The following is a 16,342-nucleotide window of genomic DNA, read 5'->3' on the forward strand; positions in this document are numbered from 1 at the left end:
TTTTGAGAAATTAAAGCGGGAATTGCATTAGCGGAAAAATTTCACCACTATCGTGAGACTATCCTTTCAGCATAAACGGCGTAATATCTAGGGGTAAAATACCTTAAAACAGGTCTTATTCCCAATTTGTTTACAGGATTGGTCCATTTTTTTCTGCTAATAATTTTCCATCCTGCTTTTTCTAAAAGCCAATCGAATTGCCAATCTTCAAACTCGTGGTAATGCCTATCCCGCATATCTGTTTTGCTACGATAAGCACTGGAAAACCACAATTTAAGCGGGACGGTAGCTACTAATTTATTGGCCTTGATATTTGATAGCACATTGTAAGGAGAAACAAGGTGTTCGAAAATTTCGAATGCGGTTACCACATTATACGCATTAGTTTCTACGGCTTTGGTATTTAAGTCTAAATCTTCACCTTCAGTATTTTGCACCCTGTAATTATGTTTTTCCATAATTTCTGAAAAAGGATTTTTTACGCCTAAATCCAGAACTTGCTCAGGGGCGGGTACATTAGCTTCTAAAAACGCTAAAGTTTCTTTATATCGTTTGTTGGGGAAGCTGTTTTCGTACATTTAGTATTGGTAAACTATTGCATTCACATTCATCCCGGCACCAACACTGGCGAACATAACCACATCACCTTTTTCAAGTTGTTGGTCTGCAATTTTATTTTTCAATACAAGATCGTAAAGTGTAGGAACTGTAGCTACACTGCTATTCCCAAGCTCCTGTATAGTCATTGGCATTACTCTTTCAGGGGCTTCAAGTTTGTGAAGTTTATAAAAACGCTTAATGATGGCTTCATCCATCTTTTCGTTTGCCTGATGAATAAATACCTTTTTTAAGTCTTTAATATTTTTTCCGCTATTCTCTAAACAGGTTTTCATTGCCGCAGGAACGTTCATCAAGGCAAATTCATAAATTTTACGGCCATTCATTTTAATATATCGTAGATCCTCTGGTGCTTCAGATCGGTTAGATTTTCCGAAGTAAATATAATTAGCTTCGTTAAAAGCGTAAGTTCCAGATTCATGTGCAAGAATTCCACCTTCATCTTCGGTTTCCTCTAATATAGCAGCGCCGGCACCATCAGAAAAGATCATGGAATCGCGGTCGTGTTTATCTACCACTCGAGATAAAGCTTCAGCGCCAATTACCAGGTATTTTTTTGCCATTCCGGCTTTTATATATGCCTGTGCCTGGATGAGTCCTTCAATCCAGCCCGGACATCCAAAAAGCACATCATAACCCACACATTTTGGATTTTTAATACGCAAATGATATTTAACCCTTGTAGCTATACTGGGTACGGTATCGCTTTGTATGCTTTCGTGTTTAACATCGCCATAATTGTGAGCTACAATAATATAATCTAAAGTTTCAGGATCTGTCCCGGCATCTTCCAAAGCTTTTTGGGCTGCAATAACAGCCATATCTGAAGTGTTTAAATTTTCCTCCAAATAACGACGCTCTTCAATGCCTGTAATCGCTTTAAACTTAGCAATAGTTGTTTTGTTATCCTGCGGAAACCCTGTTCCGTCAAGATTGTAGAATTCATGATTGTCAAAGTCAGCATTTGCGGTTATAACTTTAGGGATATAACTACCTGTGCCGGTAATTTTAATATTCATCTGACTTTTAAATTAAGATTAAACTCCGAATGTACTAATTACAAATATAATGAGCTTTAAGTAAAATGGAAAAATAAACTGAAACGTGATGAAAATCACCAAATTAAAAGAAGCCCGAAAATTTTGTATCAGAAATGATTCCGAAGAAAATTTTCAGGCATTTTTTTTATTATGCATCCATATATTCCTCTATAGGAGGGCAGGTGCACATAAGATTTCTATCACCAAAGGCTTCATCTACACGTCTTACGCTAGGCCAGAATTTATTTTCTGACACATAATTTAGCGGGTAAGCCGCTTTTTCTCTTGTGTAAGAAAACTTCCATTCATCTGCCGTTAGCATGGTAATTGTATGCGGAGCGTTTTTAAGTATGTTGTCTTCGTCGCTATCCAGTTCTTCAATTTCCTGTCTAATAGAAATTAATGCATCACAGAATCTATCGAGTTCAGCTTTGCTTTCACTTTCGGTAGGTTCTATCATCATAGTTCCTGCCACCGGGAAAGATACCGTAGGAGCGTGGAAGCCATAATCTATTAATCGCTTGGCAATATCTACTACTTCAATTCCATTTACTTTAAATGGGCGACAATCTAAGATCATCTCGTGAGCAGCGCGACCGCGTTCTCCAGAATATAATGTTTTGTAATGTTCGTTTAAGCGCTCTTTTATGTAATTAGCATTAAGGATGGCATATTCTGTAGCTTTTTGAAGTCCTTTGCTGCCTAACATGGTTATGTAACCATAAGAAATAAGGCAAACCAAAGAAGAGCCCCAGGGTGCCGAAGAAATTGCACCAATAGCATTTTCTCCACCGGTTTTTATTACCGGGTTTCCTGGTAAAAATGGTTTTAATTGTTCTGCAACACAAATTGGTCCAACTCCCGGGCCACCGCCTCCGTGAGGAATTGCAAAAGTTTTATGTAGGTTTAAGTGACAAACATCGGCGCCAATTACTCCAGGATTGGTTAAACCAACCTGGGCGTTCATATTTGCACCATCCATATAAACCTGCCCGCCATTATTGTGAATAATTTGCGTGATTTCTTTAATCGCCGATTCAAAAACCCCGTGGGTAGATGGATAGGTTACCATTAAAGCGGCAAGGTTGTCTTTATGTTTTATCGCCTTCTCGCGAAGATCGTCTACATCTATATTTCCGTTCTCCGTGGCCTTCGTTACCACCACTTTCATTCCCGCCATTACTGCAGAAGCTGGGTTGGTACCGTGAGCCGAAGATGGAATTAAACATATATTTCTATGACCTTCACCTTTAGATTCGTGGTAAGCCCTAATGGTCATTAAACCTGCGTACTCCCCTTGCGCACCAGAATTTGGCTGAAGAGATGTAGCAGAAAATCCGGTGATCTCGGTTAATTGATCTTCCAGTTTTTTTAATACGATCTGGTAACCTTCAGCTTGTTCTACCGGTACAAATGGGTGAATATTTCCCCATTGCGGATTGCTTAAAGGAAGCATTTCTGAAGCCGCGTTTAATTTCATGGTACAGCTTCCAAGCGAAATCATAGACTGGTTTAAAGAAAGATCTTTGCGTTCCAGTTTCTTGATATAACGCATCAATTCAGTTTCTGAATGGTAAAGGTTGAAGACTTTATGCGTTAAAAATTCAGTTTTTCTCTGTAATGCAGAAGGAATTGCTGATTCCTCTTTTAAGCTTTCAATTTCAGTAGTTTTTTCACCTGAAACTGTAGCGAAAACTTTCAAAATATTATTGATGTCTTCCTGGGTTGTTGTTTCATTTAAAGAAATACAAACCGTTTCTGCATCTGGATAATAGAAATTAATCTCATTCTTTTCGGCTTCAGCTTTAATTTTCTGAGCATCAGCTTTAACCTGAAGCGTATCAAAGTAAGCTGAATTAAGCTGCTTAATACCCATTTTTTTAAGTTCTTCAGCTAAAGTAACTGTAGAAAAATGAACGGTATCAGCAATATATTTTAGGCCATTGGGCCCGTGATAAACTGCATACATTCCTGCCATTACAGCCAGTAAAACCTGCGCGGTACAAATGTTAGAAGTAGCGCGGTCACGTTTAATATGCTGCTCTCGGGTTTGGAGCGCCATTCTTAATGCGTGGTTGCCATCAAGATCTTTGGTTACCCCAATAATTCTTCCCGGAAGGTTTCTTTTATATTCTTCTTTAGTAGCAAAATAAGCTGCATGAGGACCTCCATAACCTAATGGAATTCCAAAACGCTGAGTGGTTCCCACAACTACATCTACACCAAGTTCTCCTGGTGCCTGTAGTTTAACCAAACTCAAAATATCGGCTGCTACGGCTACTTTTATTTCAGCATCTTTACATTTTGAAACAAAATCGGCATAGTCAAAAACCTGTCCGTATTTGCCTGGATATTGCACTAAAGCTCCAAAGAATTTATCACTAAAATCAAATTCTTCGTGATTGCCAACCACAAGCTCGATGCCCATAAAATCGGCACGCGTTTTAATAAGATCTATGGTTTGCGGCAACGCCTGTTCAGAAACAAAGAATTTATTTACTTCATTTTTCTTTTGCTTTCGATCGCGAACAGCGAATAAAAGTCCCATAGCTTCTGCCGCAGCAGTAGACTCATCTAAGAGCGATGCATTGGCAATTTCCATCCCGGTAAGGTCACTTACCATGGTCTGGAAATTTAATAAAGCTTCCAGTCTTCCCTGGGCGATTTCTGCCTGGTAGGGAGTATAGGCCGTATACCAACCCGGGTTTTCCAAAATATTTCGTTGAATCACCGCCGGTAGGATTCCCTGGTGATAACCAAGTCCTATATAGCTTTTAAAAACCTTGTTTTTTGCAGCTAGTTTCCCAATATGCTCGGCATATTGATTTTCGCTAAGTGCAGCAGGTAAATTTAAGGGTGATTTTAAACGAATATCGTCGGGGATGGTTTCGTATATTAACTGTTCTAACGAATCTACACCAATGGTGTCCAACATTGCCTGGAGATTGCTTTCTCTGGGGCCAATATGGCGTAGGGCAAAAGAATCTGTTCTCATTAAAATAAAGTTGTGTTTTGTGCTGCAAAAGTACATATTTTAAACGTAATTTTTTAGTGATTAGCCGTATACACTTGTTAAGATTTATAACGTCAGTTTTGGATGCGATAAGAATGATTAATTTAGCAGAATGCAGCGTTTTAAAAATATATTGGATTTCTATATAAATAGTAGTCTGCACGTGGCTTTGGCCGTGGTTTCGTTAAGCTTAATAAGCTTCCTGGAATTCAATATTAAAATTGATATAAAACTGCTTTTTTTTATTTTCTTCGGAAGCATTACCGGCTATAATTTTGTGAAGTATGCCGGTATCGCTAAACTGCATCACGCCAGCCTTGCCCGAAACCTAAAACTGATTCAGATTTTCTCGTTTTTTTGCTTTCTGGCTTTACTATATTTTGCATTTCAGCAGGAATTAAAAATACTTTTAGCTTCAGCTATTTTAGGCATATTTACTTTGCTGTATGCTATTCCTTTAGGGAAAAACAGGCAAAATCTTAGAAATATTGGGGGTATTAAAATTTTTATTATTGCCGTGGTTTGGGCCGGAGTGACTGTTATTTTACCCTTGATGGATCAGGTTAATTTAAAGGAAATCAGCCTCACCTTTTTTCAGCGATTTTTCTTTGTGATCGCAATAACACTTCCTTTTGAGATAAGGGATTTGAAATTTGATTCTGGAAATTTAAATACGATTCCGCAGCAAATTGGAATAATAAATACTAGAAAAATCGGTTATATTTTACTGGGAATTATCCTGTTTCTTGATTTTTTAAAATCTTCTTTTTCAGTAATCAACTTAATTGCTTTAAGTCTTACCTTATTAATTTCGGCATATTTTATTAAAGCTGCCAAAGTTAACCAGGGTTTATATTATTCGGCTTTTTGGGTAGAGGGAATACCGGTATTCTGGCTATTCTGTTTGGTGCTAATTAAGATTCTTTTTTAGCCATCTCTTTTTCCAGACTCTTTTTCCAGACTTTTTTCTCTTGTTCAGAACAGGTTTTGAGGTTAGATTTTTTTATTAAATGGGTGAGTTTTGTGTTTTTAGAGGTGTACTTGCGGCAAGGTCTGCATAAAAGCAAGTGCATTAACATAGAGATCTTTTCGCGTATTCCAGCCTCGTTATATTGACTTTTGTCGCAGCAGTTTTCGGCTTTTGAACAGTCAAAAATAAAAAATTTTCTTTTCGGCATATTTTAGAACCAGTTTTTTTCGAGGCAGGCGGCCAATGCGGTGCGTGCCCTGTGAATGATTACCCAAAGGTTAGACGGACTAATATTGAATTCTTTACATACCGCCTCAGTATCAGCTTCATCAATAGTTTTCATTTTAAAGATGGCGGCGTGCTTTTCGTTTATTTGATCCAGGCATTCTAAAATAGCCATTCCAAGTTCGGTGTTCTCCATATTATCCTCGGCAGTACGATCAAAAGTATCGGCTACCTGTTCCTCTAACCAATCGCCATTGTTTTCAGAATCTGAATAATTAATGCGAACTTCAGCCTGGCCTTTTATAGAGTTTGTTTTTCGGTAATGATCTATTATTTTTCGCTTTAAGATTGAAATAAGCCAGGTTCGTTCTGTTGCTCTTCCTTCAAAATTGTCTTTAGAATTAAGACCCGCTAGAAATGTTTCGGATATTAAGTCGTTTGCCACTTCGCGATCGTTAACTCTAACAATAGCGTAATTGAATAGGTAATCTGAATATTTATCCACCCATTTTTTAGGATCGAGTTTATGAGTTGGCATAGGCTTTTATCAAGAACAAATCAAAATTAGCAAAAGTATTTGACTTTATAAGTTATAGATTCTATAAGGTTTTTAAGTTGGAATTGATTAAAAAAGAAAAAAGGTTGTCTGAAATAATCGTCATCCTGAATTTATTTCAGGATCTAAGATATTATTATTTAAAACGTGTTGTCAAGCTGAAACAAGTTCAGCTTGACAACACGAAGGTGTATTAGACAACCTTCTTACTGAACTTACTTCTCAATTAATCCGGCGCGTTTTAATAATGCATCTGGTTTTGGTTCTTTTCCACGGAATTTCTTATAAAGTGTCATTGGGTGATCTGTTCCGCCCTGGGAAAGTATATTTGTTCTAAACTTATTAGCGACTTCCCTGCTAAAAATTCCATTTTGCTGAAAATACTCAAAGGTATCGGCGTCCAATACTTCTGCCCATTTATAGGAATAATAACCTGCAGAATATCCACCCTGGAAAATATGAGAGAAGGCCGTGCTCATACAGTTTTCAGTAACATTTGGAAATAACTTTGTGCGCTCAAAAGCTTCGTCTTCGTTTGCTTTAACATCTTTAATTGCTGAAGGATCTACCCCATGCCAGCTTAAATCTAACATCCCGAAGCTCAATTGTCTTACCGTAGCCATTCCTTCCTGGAAATTAGCCGATTCTTTTATTTTCTGAATCAATTCCATAGGAATTACTTCCCCGGTTTCGTAATGTTTGGCGAACAACTGAAGGGCTTCTTTTTCGTAACACCAGTTTTCTAATAACTGACTTGGAAGTTCTACGAAATCCCAATATACATTCGCACCCGATAAACTTGGATATTCAGTATCTCCCAAAATGCCGTGAAGTGCGTGGCCAAATTCGTGGAAAAGGGTGGTAACTTCATTAAAAGTTAATAAAGAAGGTTGCTTTTTAGAAGGTTTGGTGAAGTTGCATACAATGGAAATATGTGGGCGCTCTTCCCGGCCTTCTTTTTTGTATTGCGATTTGTAACCCGTCATCCAGGCACCATCTCTTTTTCCCGGTCTTGGATGAAAATCGGCATAAAAAAGAGCCATATCTTTGTTGTTCTCATCAAGTACCCGGTAGGTTTTTACATCTTCATGATATTTATCTACATCAAAAACTTCTTTAAAACTCAAGCCGTAAAGTTTTTGAGCTACAGTAAATACACCGTCTATTACATTCTCAAGTTTAAAATAAGGTTTCAGCTTTTCGTCATCTAGATTAAATAACTTCTGCTTTAATTTTTCGCTGTAAAAAGCGGCATCCCATTTTTGTAATTGGTCAATTCCGTCCAGATCTTTTGCGAAATTTTCTAATTCTGCAAATTCGCGCTCAGCGGCAGGTTTGGCTTTTTCTAGGATTTCTTCTAAAAAGCTATTTACTTTTTTCGGAGTTTCGGCCATACGCTCTTCCAATACAAAGTGGGCGTGGGTTTTATAACCTAAAAGTTGCGCTCTTTCAAATCTTAATTTTGCAATTTGTAATACATTTTCCTGGTTGTCCAGCTCATCCCCGTGAAATCCTTTAGCACCAAAAGCCAGAGCCATTTGTTTACGCAGTTCTCTGTTTTCGGCATATTTCATAAATGGCAGGTAGCTTGGATATTCAAGGGTGAAGATCCAGCCTTCTTTCTCTTTGGAAGATGCTACTTGGGCAGCTTCTTCTTTAAAACTTTCCGGCAGCCCTTTTAAATCATTTTCATCGGTAAGATGTAATTCGAATTTATTTGTTTCGGCAAGTACATTTTGGCCAAAATCAAGGCTTAATTTTGAAAGTTTTTTATCGATATCCCTAAGCTCATTTTGCTTTTCTATAGGCAAGTTGGCTCCGTTTCTGGAGAAAGCCTTGTATTTTCGGTCTAAAAGCGTTTTTTGCTCGGTATTCAGGTCAAGCTGGTCTTTCTTATCGTAAACTGCTTTTACTTTTTCAAAAAGTGCTTTATTTAGAATAATATCATTCCTAAATTCTGATAAAAGCGGAGAAACTTCCTGGGCAATTTGCTGAATTTCCTCATTGGTTTCCGCAGAATTAAGATTGAAAAATATACTGGTTACCCTATCTAATTTTTCTCCTGAAAACTCTAAAGTTTCAATGGTATTTGGGAAAGTAGCTTCATTGGCATTTGATGCGATCGCATTGATTTCTTCCCGAGCCATTTCTATGCCCTTAATTATTGCGGGTTTAAAATGCTCAGTCTTAATTTTTGAAAAAGGAGCATGATCAAATTCCTTTAAAAGTGGATTATTTTCGGTATTCATTATGTCTAGGTTGTTTTTTGTGCAATTTATTCATTAAGCATAGAATTAGCGAGATGGCATCTGTACTTAACCTAAATTTGACGTTTTTAAGTGCTTTTTTTAACACAAAACAGTATTTTTATGTGAAAAATAGTATATTCGGCACTTAAAATATTGTAGTAGTTTTAAAGTTTTCTGGTTTAAATATTTAGAATGGTTAATAAATAATTTTTTACAGATTTAGGTAAGTCTACTACATAGAAAGCCACGTCGCAAGACGTGGCTTTTGTTATTTTTTCACCTTTTTTGCACCTTCAATTACTTTTTCTTTAAGTCCTTCTTTATAGACTAGAATCTTATCTAAAGTACACTTATCTGAAGTGCCTATAATTTGTGCCGCAAGAATTCCTGCATTTTTCGCTCCATCTAATGCTACAGTGGCAACCGGTACTCCGCCTGGCATTTGTAAAATAGATAATACAGAATCCCAGCCATCTATAGAGTTGCTGGATTTTACCGGCACCCCAATTACTGGAAGTGGGGATAGTGATGCTATCATTCCCGGTAGGTGAGCTGCGCCGCCTGCACCGGCAATAATTACCTTAATCCCGCGCTCATGTGCGGTTTTACCGTATTCAAATAATTTTTCGGGGGTGCGGTGAGCAGAAACGATATCTACTTCTACTTCCAGATCAAAACCTTCCAGGATGTCTATGGCATCTTGCATTACCGGTAAATCACTGGTGCTACCCATTATTACTGCTACTTTGCTCATAAATTTTTATGGTTATCAATACCTCACATATTTCCAAAACCTGTGAGGTATATATTATTTTTTAGAAATAACTTTAATGGAATTCTTTACCTCTTCGGCAATTTTTCTTGCTTCTGCAAGGTCTTTGTTAACAATGGTTACGTGCCCCATTTTTCTAAAAGGGCGAGTGATTTTTTTACCGTAAATATGCGGTGTCACGCCGGTCATCTTCATTATTTTTTCAATATTCTCATAAACCACATCCCCTTCGTGAGCTGCATCGCCAACTAAATTTACCATAATTCCGCCAACTTTACTCTCTGTTGTTCCTAGCGGAAGATCTAAAATAGCGCGAATATGTTGTTCAAATTGATTGGTATAACTTGCTTCAATGCTGTAATGGCCGCTGTTGTGAGGTCTTGGTGCAACTTCGTTTACCAGGATTTCATCATTTTCTGTCTGAAACATTTCTACAGCCAGTAATCCTACATGTTCAAATGCCTCGGAAACTTTAACTGCAAGCTTCCTTGCTTTTGTTGCTACGGAATCTTCAATTCTGGCTGGGCAAATCACATATTCCACCTGGTTTGCCGTGGGGTGAAATTCCATCTCTACAACGGGATAGGTTTTAACCTCACCTGAAGCAGATCTCGCCACAATCACCGCTAGTTCATTTTTAAAAGGAACAAGGGTTTCAGCTATACATTCGGCGTCGGGAAGGTCGTTTAAAGCTTCTTTGTTTTTTATCACAGAAACTCCTTTACCATCGTAACCACCTGTAGTGCTTTTCCAAACAAAAGGGAAGTTGACTTTATCATTTTCTAGGGCAGTAGTCAATTCTTTTTTTGTTGCAAAAACTTCAAAATCAGCCGTTGGGATTTGATGTTTTTTATAGAAATTCTTCTGGATTCCTTTATTCTGTATTTTTTCTAAAGTTTCAGCCGAAGGATAGGTTTTAATCCCTTCCTTGGCTAATTGTTTTAGTGCTTCAATATTTACTCCTTCAATTTCAAAGGTGAGGACGTCTACTTTTCTTCCGAAGTTAACTACGGTATCAAAATCCATAAGATCCCCGGTTTCAAAATAATCGCAGGCAATTTTGCAGGGTGCTTCAGGATTTGGCTCCAAAACATTGGTTTGAATGTCATATTTGCGAGTTTCGTAGAGCATCATTTTGCCCAACTGCCCGCCGCCAAGTATTCCTAATTTAAAGTTTGTAGAAAAATAATTGATCATAGCGTAAAAGTTTCAGCAAAAATAAATTTTTAGCTTAAGTTGTGCTATTATTCTTATGGAAATCTGGCAGTTTGGGTTATTAAGAATCCTTATCTTTGCCTTTTAAAATTTTTCAGATTTGATAAAACTACACGATTTAGAATTTGAGCCCTACATTTCGGAGGAGGAGATTAACTTGGCCATAGATAAAGTAGCCCAAAAACTTAATGAAGATTATCTGGATGCTAATCCTATTTTCTTAGGGGTGCTTAATGGTTCTTTTATGTTTGCCAGTGAGGTGATAAAAAGATTTTCTGGAAATTGCGAGGTAAGTTTTGTGAAATTAGGTTCTTACCAGGGAACGCGAACAACCGGTAATGTGAAAACGCTTCTTGGCTTGAATCAATCTTTAAAAGGCAGGGAAATAATTTTGCTTGAAGATATTGTAGATACTGGTAATACGCTGGAAGAGATCAATAAGATTTTAGAGAAAGAGCAGGTTAATAATTATGAAGTTGCCAGCCTTTTTTACAAACCTGAAGCTTATAAAAAGGATTTTAATATTAAATATAAAGGGATAGAAATCCCCAATAAATTTATTGTTGGTTATGGTCTTGACTATGATGGTTTAGGACGTAATCTTACACAAGTCTATAAACGTAAAGAAAAATAACATGACAAATTTGGTTTTGTTTGGCCCTCCAGGTGCCGGCAAAGGAACTCAGGCAGACATCTTAAAGGAAAAATATCAACTTGTTCATATCTCTACAGGAGATGTGTTTAGATATAACATTAAGAATAAAACCGAATTAGGCCTAAATGCAAAATCTTTTATAGATAAAGGTCAATTGGTTCCTGATGAGGTTACCATACAGATGTTGAATGCTGAAGTTGATAAAAATGAAGGAGCTAACGGATTTATTTTTGACGGTTTCCCAAGAACGGCGGCTCAGGCAGATGCTTTAGCTGAGTTTTTGGAATCAAAAAATACCGAAGTAACTGCAATGGTCGCTTTAGAGGTTGATGATGAGATTTTGGTAGACCGACTATTAGAAAGAGGGAAAACTTCCGGGAGAAAAGACGATGCTGATGAATCAGTAATAAGAAACAGGATAAAGGTTTATTATAATGAAACCGCAATTCTTAAAGAGTATTATCAAAAACAAGATAAATATTACGGCGTAGATGGAGTGGGTTCTATTGAAGAAATTACCCAAAGATTGAGTGCTGTCATTGATAAGCTGCAGGCTTAATCTCTCTTTGAGGCTTTAATTAAACGGTGCTGGTTACGAAATTATAAAATGTATGGCTTCTGGACTCGTCCAGAGGTTGATTAAATTTTTAAAAAATATGACTGAAGGGAATTTTGTTGATTATGTAAAGATACACGTAGCTTCCGGTAAAGGAGGTAGTGGATCTTCTCACCTACACCGCGAGAAATACGTTGCGAAAGGTGGACCCGATGGAGGAGATGGCGGCCGTGGCGGCCACGTGATTGTGAAAGGGAACAAAAACCTTTGGACACTTTATCATTTAAAATTTAAAAGACATATTCGTGCTGAACACGGTGGGAATGGAAGTAAACAGCGTAGTAGTGGTGCAGAAGGTTCAGATCAGTTTATTGAGGTGCCTTTAGGGACCGTTATTAGAGATACCGAGACTCAAAAGATTATTCATGAGATCACCGAAGACGGAAAAGAATATCTTGTTGCTGAAGGTGGAATGGGTGGCCGTGGTAACTGGCATTTTAAAAGTTCTACAAATCAAACACCCAGATACTCGCAACCCGGAATTGATGGTGCAGAAGTAGATATTACTCTGGAATTAAAAGTTTTAGCAGACGTTGGTTTGGTTGGCTTCCCTAATGCCGGAAAATCTACTTTGTTATCGGTAATTACTGCAGCAAAGCCTAAAATTGCTGATTATGAATTTACTACTTTAAAACCTAATCTGGGAATTGTAGAGTACCGCGATTTTAAAACTTTTGTTGTCGCAGATATTCCTGGAATTATTGAAGGTGCTGCAGAAGGAAAAGGAATTGGACACCGGTTTTTAAGACATATTGAAAGAAATTCTACACTCTTATTTTTAATCCCGGCAGATGCAACTAATATTTCTGAACAATACGAAATTCTGCTGGATGAGTTGCGAAGGTATAATCCTGAAATGTTAGATAAAGACAGGCTTATCGCTATTTCTAAGAGCGATATGTTAGACGCTGAATTGAAATTGGAAATGAAGCATGAATTAGATAAAAATTTAGGAGCTCCATACCTGTTTATCTCTTCGGTGGCGCAACAGGGCTTAACCGAGCTTAAAGATAGGCTATGGGAAATGCTAAATAAGGAGACTTCTTAGAAATAGTTTTCTGTATAGTTTTTGTTTAAATTTAAGCAGCGTAGATGTATTTCTACGCTGCTTTTTTTGTAAAAATTAAATACTCAATCTCATGAAACTACTAAGATTACTTTTTGTTTTTGCCTTGCTTTCCTCCTGCAATACACCTAGAGCTGTATACGATTATGATGATACAGTAAGTTTCAATAATTATAAAACCTATCAACTTTTTCCCGATTTTCAATCCGGATTGTCCCAATTAGATGAAACCCGACTTATTACCAGTTTAAAAAATGGAATGGAGAGCAAAGGCTTTTCAACTTCCGAAGAACCAGAGGTGTATGTAAATACATATTCCAGAGAGTTTAGGGATCAAAATCGAAGTAGTATTGGAATTGGTGTTGGCGGAGGCGGTAGAAGTGGAGGAGTAGGAGTCTCCGGAGGGATTCCTTTAGAGAATAATACTGTTTTTCTGGAGGTTACTATAGACTTTATAGACGTAGCTGAAGATTCTTTGGTTTGGCAGGCTATCGTGGAAACAAAAATGAATACTAATGCATCACCAGAGGAACGTAGGGCAATGTTTGATAGGATCGTTAAAAAGGCTCTGGAAGGATATCCTCCCGGGAATTAGCTTTTTTTAAATGATCGGATTTATTTTTCAATGAGGTTTAAAGTTTAAGTAATAAAAAAGCCCCGGAACGTTCCGGGGCTTTTCACATTTTGGTTGGTTAGTTAGTAGCTAACCTAATGAAAGATCTATACTTGAACTTTCATTTTTTTCAGCATTAATTCATAATAGTGAATTCGCTACGTCTGTTTTTCGCATATTGTTCAACAGTACATCCTGTAGGCTGCGTACAGTCGTTAAGTGGCATGCTTTCTCCATAACCTTTAGAAGTTAATCTACTGCGGTCTATACCGTTTTCAACTAAGTATTCTAAAGTAGAAGCTGCACGTCTCTCAGAAAGTGCCATATTATATTTATCTGAACCTCTTGCATCAGCATGGGAACCAATTTCGATCTTAAGTTCAGGGTACTTGTTCATAATATTTACAACCTTATCTAGGGTTGGTTTAGACTCTTCTTTAATAATTGATTTGTCAAAAGCGAAGTAAATGTTTCCAACGTCTCTTAATTGCTGTCTACCTGTTTCAAGATTTGTTTCTCTATCATCAAAATCAACAACCGGAGGAACATAATCTTCTCTGGCAAATACATAAAGGTTATCTGAACCTCTTCGATTTGAAGCAAGGTATCCTTTTTCGTTCTCTTCATCTATAACAAAGGCGAAATCATCGTGACCACTGTTTACGGTGTTACCAAGATTTTGAGCTTCAGAGAAATCTCCTTCAGTTCTAAAAACGTCTAAGTTACCAAATCCCTGGTGTCCATCTGACGCGAAGTAAAGTACTCCTTCTTCGCTAATGTAAGGGAATTGCTCACGGTGCGGAGTGTTAATTCCAGTACCAAGATTTTCTGGTTCACCATAAGTCCCATCTTCATTCACATCTACAACATAGATATCAAAAGAGCCTTCAGAACCGGGCATATCGCTAGCGAAATAAAGTTTGCTGCCATCTGCACTTAGGCTTGGGTGTTCAGTAGAGAATTCGTCACTTGTAAAAGGAAGCGCTTCAATATTGCTCCATTCACCATCTACCATTTCTGCACGGAAGATTTTAATATGGGCAACTCTAACTCCTTCTTCGTTCTTCACTCTTTTTTCGCTGTTACGATCAAAGTACATTACCTGTCCATCCTGGCTAAAAGTTGCAGAACTCTCATGTTCATCGGTATTAATTTTATCTGAAAATAACACGATATCACTAAGTTCACCATCTTCAGACATTTCAGCCGTATAAAGATCTAATGTTGGTTTTTTGTTCCAAGGATAAACCGGGCGCTCTTGATTTCTAGTGGAAGCGAAAGCGATTCGGTCTCCGTAAAAAGCAATACCAAAATCTGCTGAAGCACTATTGCTCATAATTTGCTCAGTAGTATAAACGTGAGGTGCAACCGTATCTAGATTACGTGAAAAATCCTCAAAATCTATATCTTCACCAGTATAAGCACTCATGTACTCATTAGCTTCATCCTGGTTTCCTATAGCGCGTAAAGAATGTGCAAAGCGAAATTGATATTCGGGAGCTGTGATCTCTTCGTGTCTAAGGAAAAGCGTGCGGTAAACTTCTGCAGCATTTTCCATTTGGTTTGTGTAGAAGTATGCGTCTCCAAGGTTTTGTAAAACCTGTTGATTCTTGTCTACAACTTGTTCATAAGCTTCTGCAGCATCAATGTAAGCTCTTTGAGCAAACATTTTATCTGCTTTCTTTATTTCGGCATTTTGCGCAAAAGCAGCTATACCTATAAAAAGAATAAAAAATGTACTATATAAATTTTTCATATTATTCAGTTTTTAGAAGAATCTAGGTGATTTGTCATATCCTTTAGTAAGGCCAAAAAGGTCAAGATCAAATAATAACATTACTTCGTGAGTACCACCTAAGTCATAGTTGGCAAAGTCTGAAGTAAAATGATCATAAGCATACCCTACACGTAGTGATGGGGTAATCTTGAAGTTTACAAGCCCGGTGATGGTTTCGCTGAATCTGTAACCAATACCGGCTTCTAACCTATCGTATAACAAAACATTGGCGGTAACATCTACTGCCAATGGAGCACCTTGAACACCTCTTGCCATAAAAGCAGGCTTCAATTTAAGATCTGGATTAAGTTGAAAAACGTATCCACCGGTTAAATAGTAGTGGATTGCCTCTTCGCCTAATGCTGCAATCTCTTGTTCGTTTTCAATGTATTTTGAAGTAAACAAGTTAGGAGCCGAAGCACCTAAATAGTAGTTGTCTCCAAACCAAAAGGCACCTACTCCGAATACCGGAAAAACTTCGTTTACATTTTCCAAAGCCGGATCTGTAGGATCGTTTACCTGTAGACCTGAAAGGCTTGCGTCAAAAGTGGTAAGACCACCTTTTAGACCAAATGAAATTTTGCTATCTCCGCTAGTTGGAATTACGTAAGCGAAATCTGCGGTTATATTGTTCTCTTTTACAATACCACCTATCTCATCGTGAACTACGGTTAATCCAAGTTCTACCCTTTCACTAATTGGAGTGTGGGCAAAGAAGTTGGCGGTGCTTGGAGCACCGTCAACATTTTGCCATTGAGATCTGTAAATACCCCCCAGGTTAAGCATACCAGGATCATCGGTAGCGTAAGCTGGGTTTATGACACTCATATTATACATATACTGAGTGAACAGCGGGTCTTGCTGGGCCATACCTTTAATTGAGAAAAGGATAATGCCTGCGAATATTAAATATTTTGTGATTATTTTTTTCATTTCTTTCTAATGTTTATCCTTTTA

General features: G+C 37.6%; 14 protein-coding genes. 5 read left to right on the plus strand and 9 right to left on the minus strand.

Annotation, left to right across the window (positions count from 1 at the left end; translation table 11 throughout):
* Window positions 1–47 precede the first annotated feature (47 nt).
* From B5X51_RS13835 to gcvP, 3 genes are all read right to left on the minus strand, one after another.
* Window positions 48–578: a methyltransferase domain-containing protein gene (locus tag B5X51_RS13835; RefSeq protein WP_079721786.1), complete on the minus strand. Its 531-nt coding sequence runs from the start codon at window positions 576–578 to the stop codon at window positions 48–50.
* Window positions 579–1,637 (minus strand): 3-oxoacyl-ACP synthase III family protein, encoded by a 1,059-nt coding sequence (locus B5X51_RS13840; protein WP_079721787.1) that lies wholly within the window; start codon window positions 1,635–1,637, stop codon window positions 579–581.
* Window positions 1,638–1,806: 169 nt separating this feature from the next.
* Window positions 1,807–4,653, minus strand: coding sequence for an aminomethyl-transferring glycine dehydrogenase (gcvP, locus tag B5X51_RS13845; protein WP_079721788.1), 2,847 nt, complete (start codon window positions 4,651–4,653; stop codon window positions 1,807–1,809).
* Window positions 4,654–4,783: 130 nt separating this feature from the next.
* Here gcvP and B5X51_RS13850 point away from each other — a divergent pair, with 130 nt between their 5' ends.
* Window positions 4,784–5,602 (plus strand): UbiA prenyltransferase family protein, encoded by an 819-nt coding sequence (locus B5X51_RS13850; RefSeq protein ID WP_079721789.1) that lies wholly within the window; start codon window positions 4,784–4,786, stop codon window positions 5,600–5,602.
* A gap of 250 nt (window positions 5,603–5,852) precedes the next feature.
* On the opposite strand, the gene B5X51_RS13860 is transcribed toward B5X51_RS13850, so the two are convergent.
* From B5X51_RS13860 to purK, 4 genes are all read right to left on the minus strand, one after another.
* On the minus strand, window positions 5,853–6,404 hold the full coding sequence (locus tag B5X51_RS13860) for a sigma-70 family RNA polymerase sigma factor (protein WP_079721791.1): 552 nt from the start codon (window positions 6,402–6,404) through the stop codon (window positions 5,853–5,855).
* A gap of 233 nt (window positions 6,405–6,637) precedes the next feature.
* Complete coding sequence (locus tag B5X51_RS13865) at window positions 6,638–8,671, minus strand: M3 family metallopeptidase (protein ID WP_079721792.1); 2,034 nt, start codon at window positions 8,669–8,671, stop codon at window positions 6,638–6,640.
* A 268-nt stretch (window positions 8,672–8,939) separates the two neighbouring features.
* Window positions 8,940–9,425, minus strand: coding sequence for a 5-(carboxyamino)imidazole ribonucleotide mutase (purE, locus tag B5X51_RS13870; protein ID WP_079721793.1), 486 nt, complete (start codon window positions 9,423–9,425; stop codon window positions 8,940–8,942).
* A 54-nt stretch (window positions 9,426–9,479) separates the two neighbouring features.
* A complete protein-coding gene (purK, locus tag B5X51_RS13875; protein ID WP_079721794.1) occupies window positions 9,480–10,640 on the minus strand; it encodes a 5-(carboxyamino)imidazole ribonucleotide synthase in 1,161 nt (386 codons plus the stop codon).
* 118 nt (window positions 10,641–10,758) lie between these two features.
* On the opposite strand from purK, the gene hpt reads away from it, so the two are divergent.
* The 4 genes from hpt to B5X51_RS13895 all read left to right on the plus strand — a co-directional run bounded on the left by hpt (window position 10,759) and on the right by B5X51_RS13895 (window position 13,590).
* Window positions 10,759–11,292, plus strand: coding sequence for a hypoxanthine phosphoribosyltransferase (gene hpt / locus B5X51_RS13880; RefSeq protein WP_079721795.1), 534 nt, complete (start codon window positions 10,759–10,761; stop codon window positions 11,290–11,292).
* Between the two features lies 1 nt (window position 11,293).
* Entirely contained in the window at window positions 11,294–11,872 is a 579-nt protein-coding gene (locus B5X51_RS13885) for an adenylate kinase (protein WP_079721796.1), read from the plus strand.
* 97 nt (window positions 11,873–11,969) lie between these two features.
* Window positions 11,970–12,977 carry a GTPase ObgE gene (gene obgE / locus B5X51_RS13890; RefSeq protein ID WP_079721797.1) on the plus strand — a complete coding sequence of 336 codons (1,008 nt, stop codon included), beginning with the start codon at window positions 11,970–11,972 and terminating at the stop codon, window positions 12,975–12,977.
* A 91-nt stretch (window positions 12,978–13,068) separates the two neighbouring features.
* On the plus strand, window positions 13,069–13,590 hold the full coding sequence (locus tag B5X51_RS13895) for a DUF4136 domain-containing protein (RefSeq protein WP_079721798.1): 522 nt from the start codon (window positions 13,069–13,071) through the stop codon (window positions 13,588–13,590).
* 154 nt (window positions 13,591–13,744) lie between these two features.
* On the opposite strand, the gene B5X51_RS13900 is transcribed toward B5X51_RS13895, so the two are convergent.
* Both B5X51_RS13900 and B5X51_RS13905 read right to left on the minus strand, forming a co-directional pair.
* Entirely contained in the window at window positions 13,745–15,364 is a 1,620-nt protein-coding gene (locus B5X51_RS13900; protein WP_079721799.1) for an OmpA family protein, read from the minus strand.
* A gap of 12 nt (window positions 15,365–15,376) precedes the next feature.
* On the minus strand, window positions 15,377–16,318 hold the full coding sequence (locus tag B5X51_RS13905) for a PorP/SprF family type IX secretion system membrane protein (RefSeq protein ID WP_079721800.1): 942 nt from the start codon (window positions 16,316–16,318) through the stop codon (window positions 15,377–15,379).
* Window positions 16,319–16,342: the final 24 nt, after the last annotated feature.

The organism is Salegentibacter holothuriorum (assembly GCF_900168045.1).
In the GTDB taxonomy this organism is placed as follows: Bacteria; Bacteroidota; Bacteroidia; order Flavobacteriales; family Flavobacteriaceae; genus Salegentibacter; species Salegentibacter holothuriorum.

What these genes read in the sequence shown, in the direction of transcription:
- B5X51_RS13850 (WP_079721789.1), top strand. Translation starts at nt 4,784, where the DNA reads ATGCAGCGTTTTAAAAATATATTGGATTTCTATATAAATAGTAGTCTG.
- B5X51_RS13905 (WP_079721800.1), bottom strand. Translation starts at nt 16,318, where the DNA reads ATGAAAAAAATAATCACAAAATATTTAATATTCGCAGGCATTATCCTT.
- purK (WP_079721794.1), bottom strand. Translation starts at nt 10,640, where the DNA reads ATGATCAATTATTTTTCTACAAACTTTAAATTAGGAATACTTGGCGGC.
- B5X51_RS13835 (WP_079721786.1), bottom strand. Translation starts at nt 578, where the DNA reads ATGTACGAAAACAGCTTCCCCAACAAACGATATAAAGAAACTTTAGCG.
- purE (WP_079721793.1), bottom strand. Translation starts at nt 9,425, where the DNA reads ATGAGCAAAGTAGCAGTAATAATGGGTAGCACCAGTGATTTACCGGTA.
- gcvP (WP_079721788.1), bottom strand. Translation starts at nt 4,653, where the DNA reads ATGAGAACAGATTCTTTTGCCCTACGCCATATTGGCCCCAGAGAAAGC.
- B5X51_RS13900 (WP_079721799.1), bottom strand. Translation starts at nt 15,364, where the DNA reads ATGAAAAATTTATATAGTACATTTTTTATTCTTTTTATAGGTATAGCT.
- B5X51_RS13885 (WP_079721796.1), top strand. Translation starts at nt 11,294, where the DNA reads ATGACAAATTTGGTTTTGTTTGGCCCTCCAGGTGCCGGCAAAGGAACT.
- B5X51_RS13860 (WP_079721791.1), bottom strand. Translation starts at nt 6,404, where the DNA reads ATGCCAACTCATAAACTCGATCCTAAAAAATGGGTGGATAAATATTCA.
- B5X51_RS13840 (WP_079721787.1), bottom strand. Translation starts at nt 1,637, where the DNA reads ATGAATATTAAAATTACCGGCACAGGTAGTTATATCCCTAAAGTTATA.
- B5X51_RS13895 (WP_079721798.1), top strand. Translation starts at nt 13,069, where the DNA reads ATGAAACTACTAAGATTACTTTTTGTTTTTGCCTTGCTTTCCTCCTGC.
- obgE (WP_079721797.1), top strand. Translation starts at nt 11,970, where the DNA reads ATGACTGAAGGGAATTTTGTTGATTATGTAAAGATACACGTAGCTTCC.
- B5X51_RS13865 (WP_079721792.1), bottom strand. Translation starts at nt 8,671, where the DNA reads ATGAATACCGAAAATAATCCACTTTTAAAGGAATTTGATCATGCTCCT.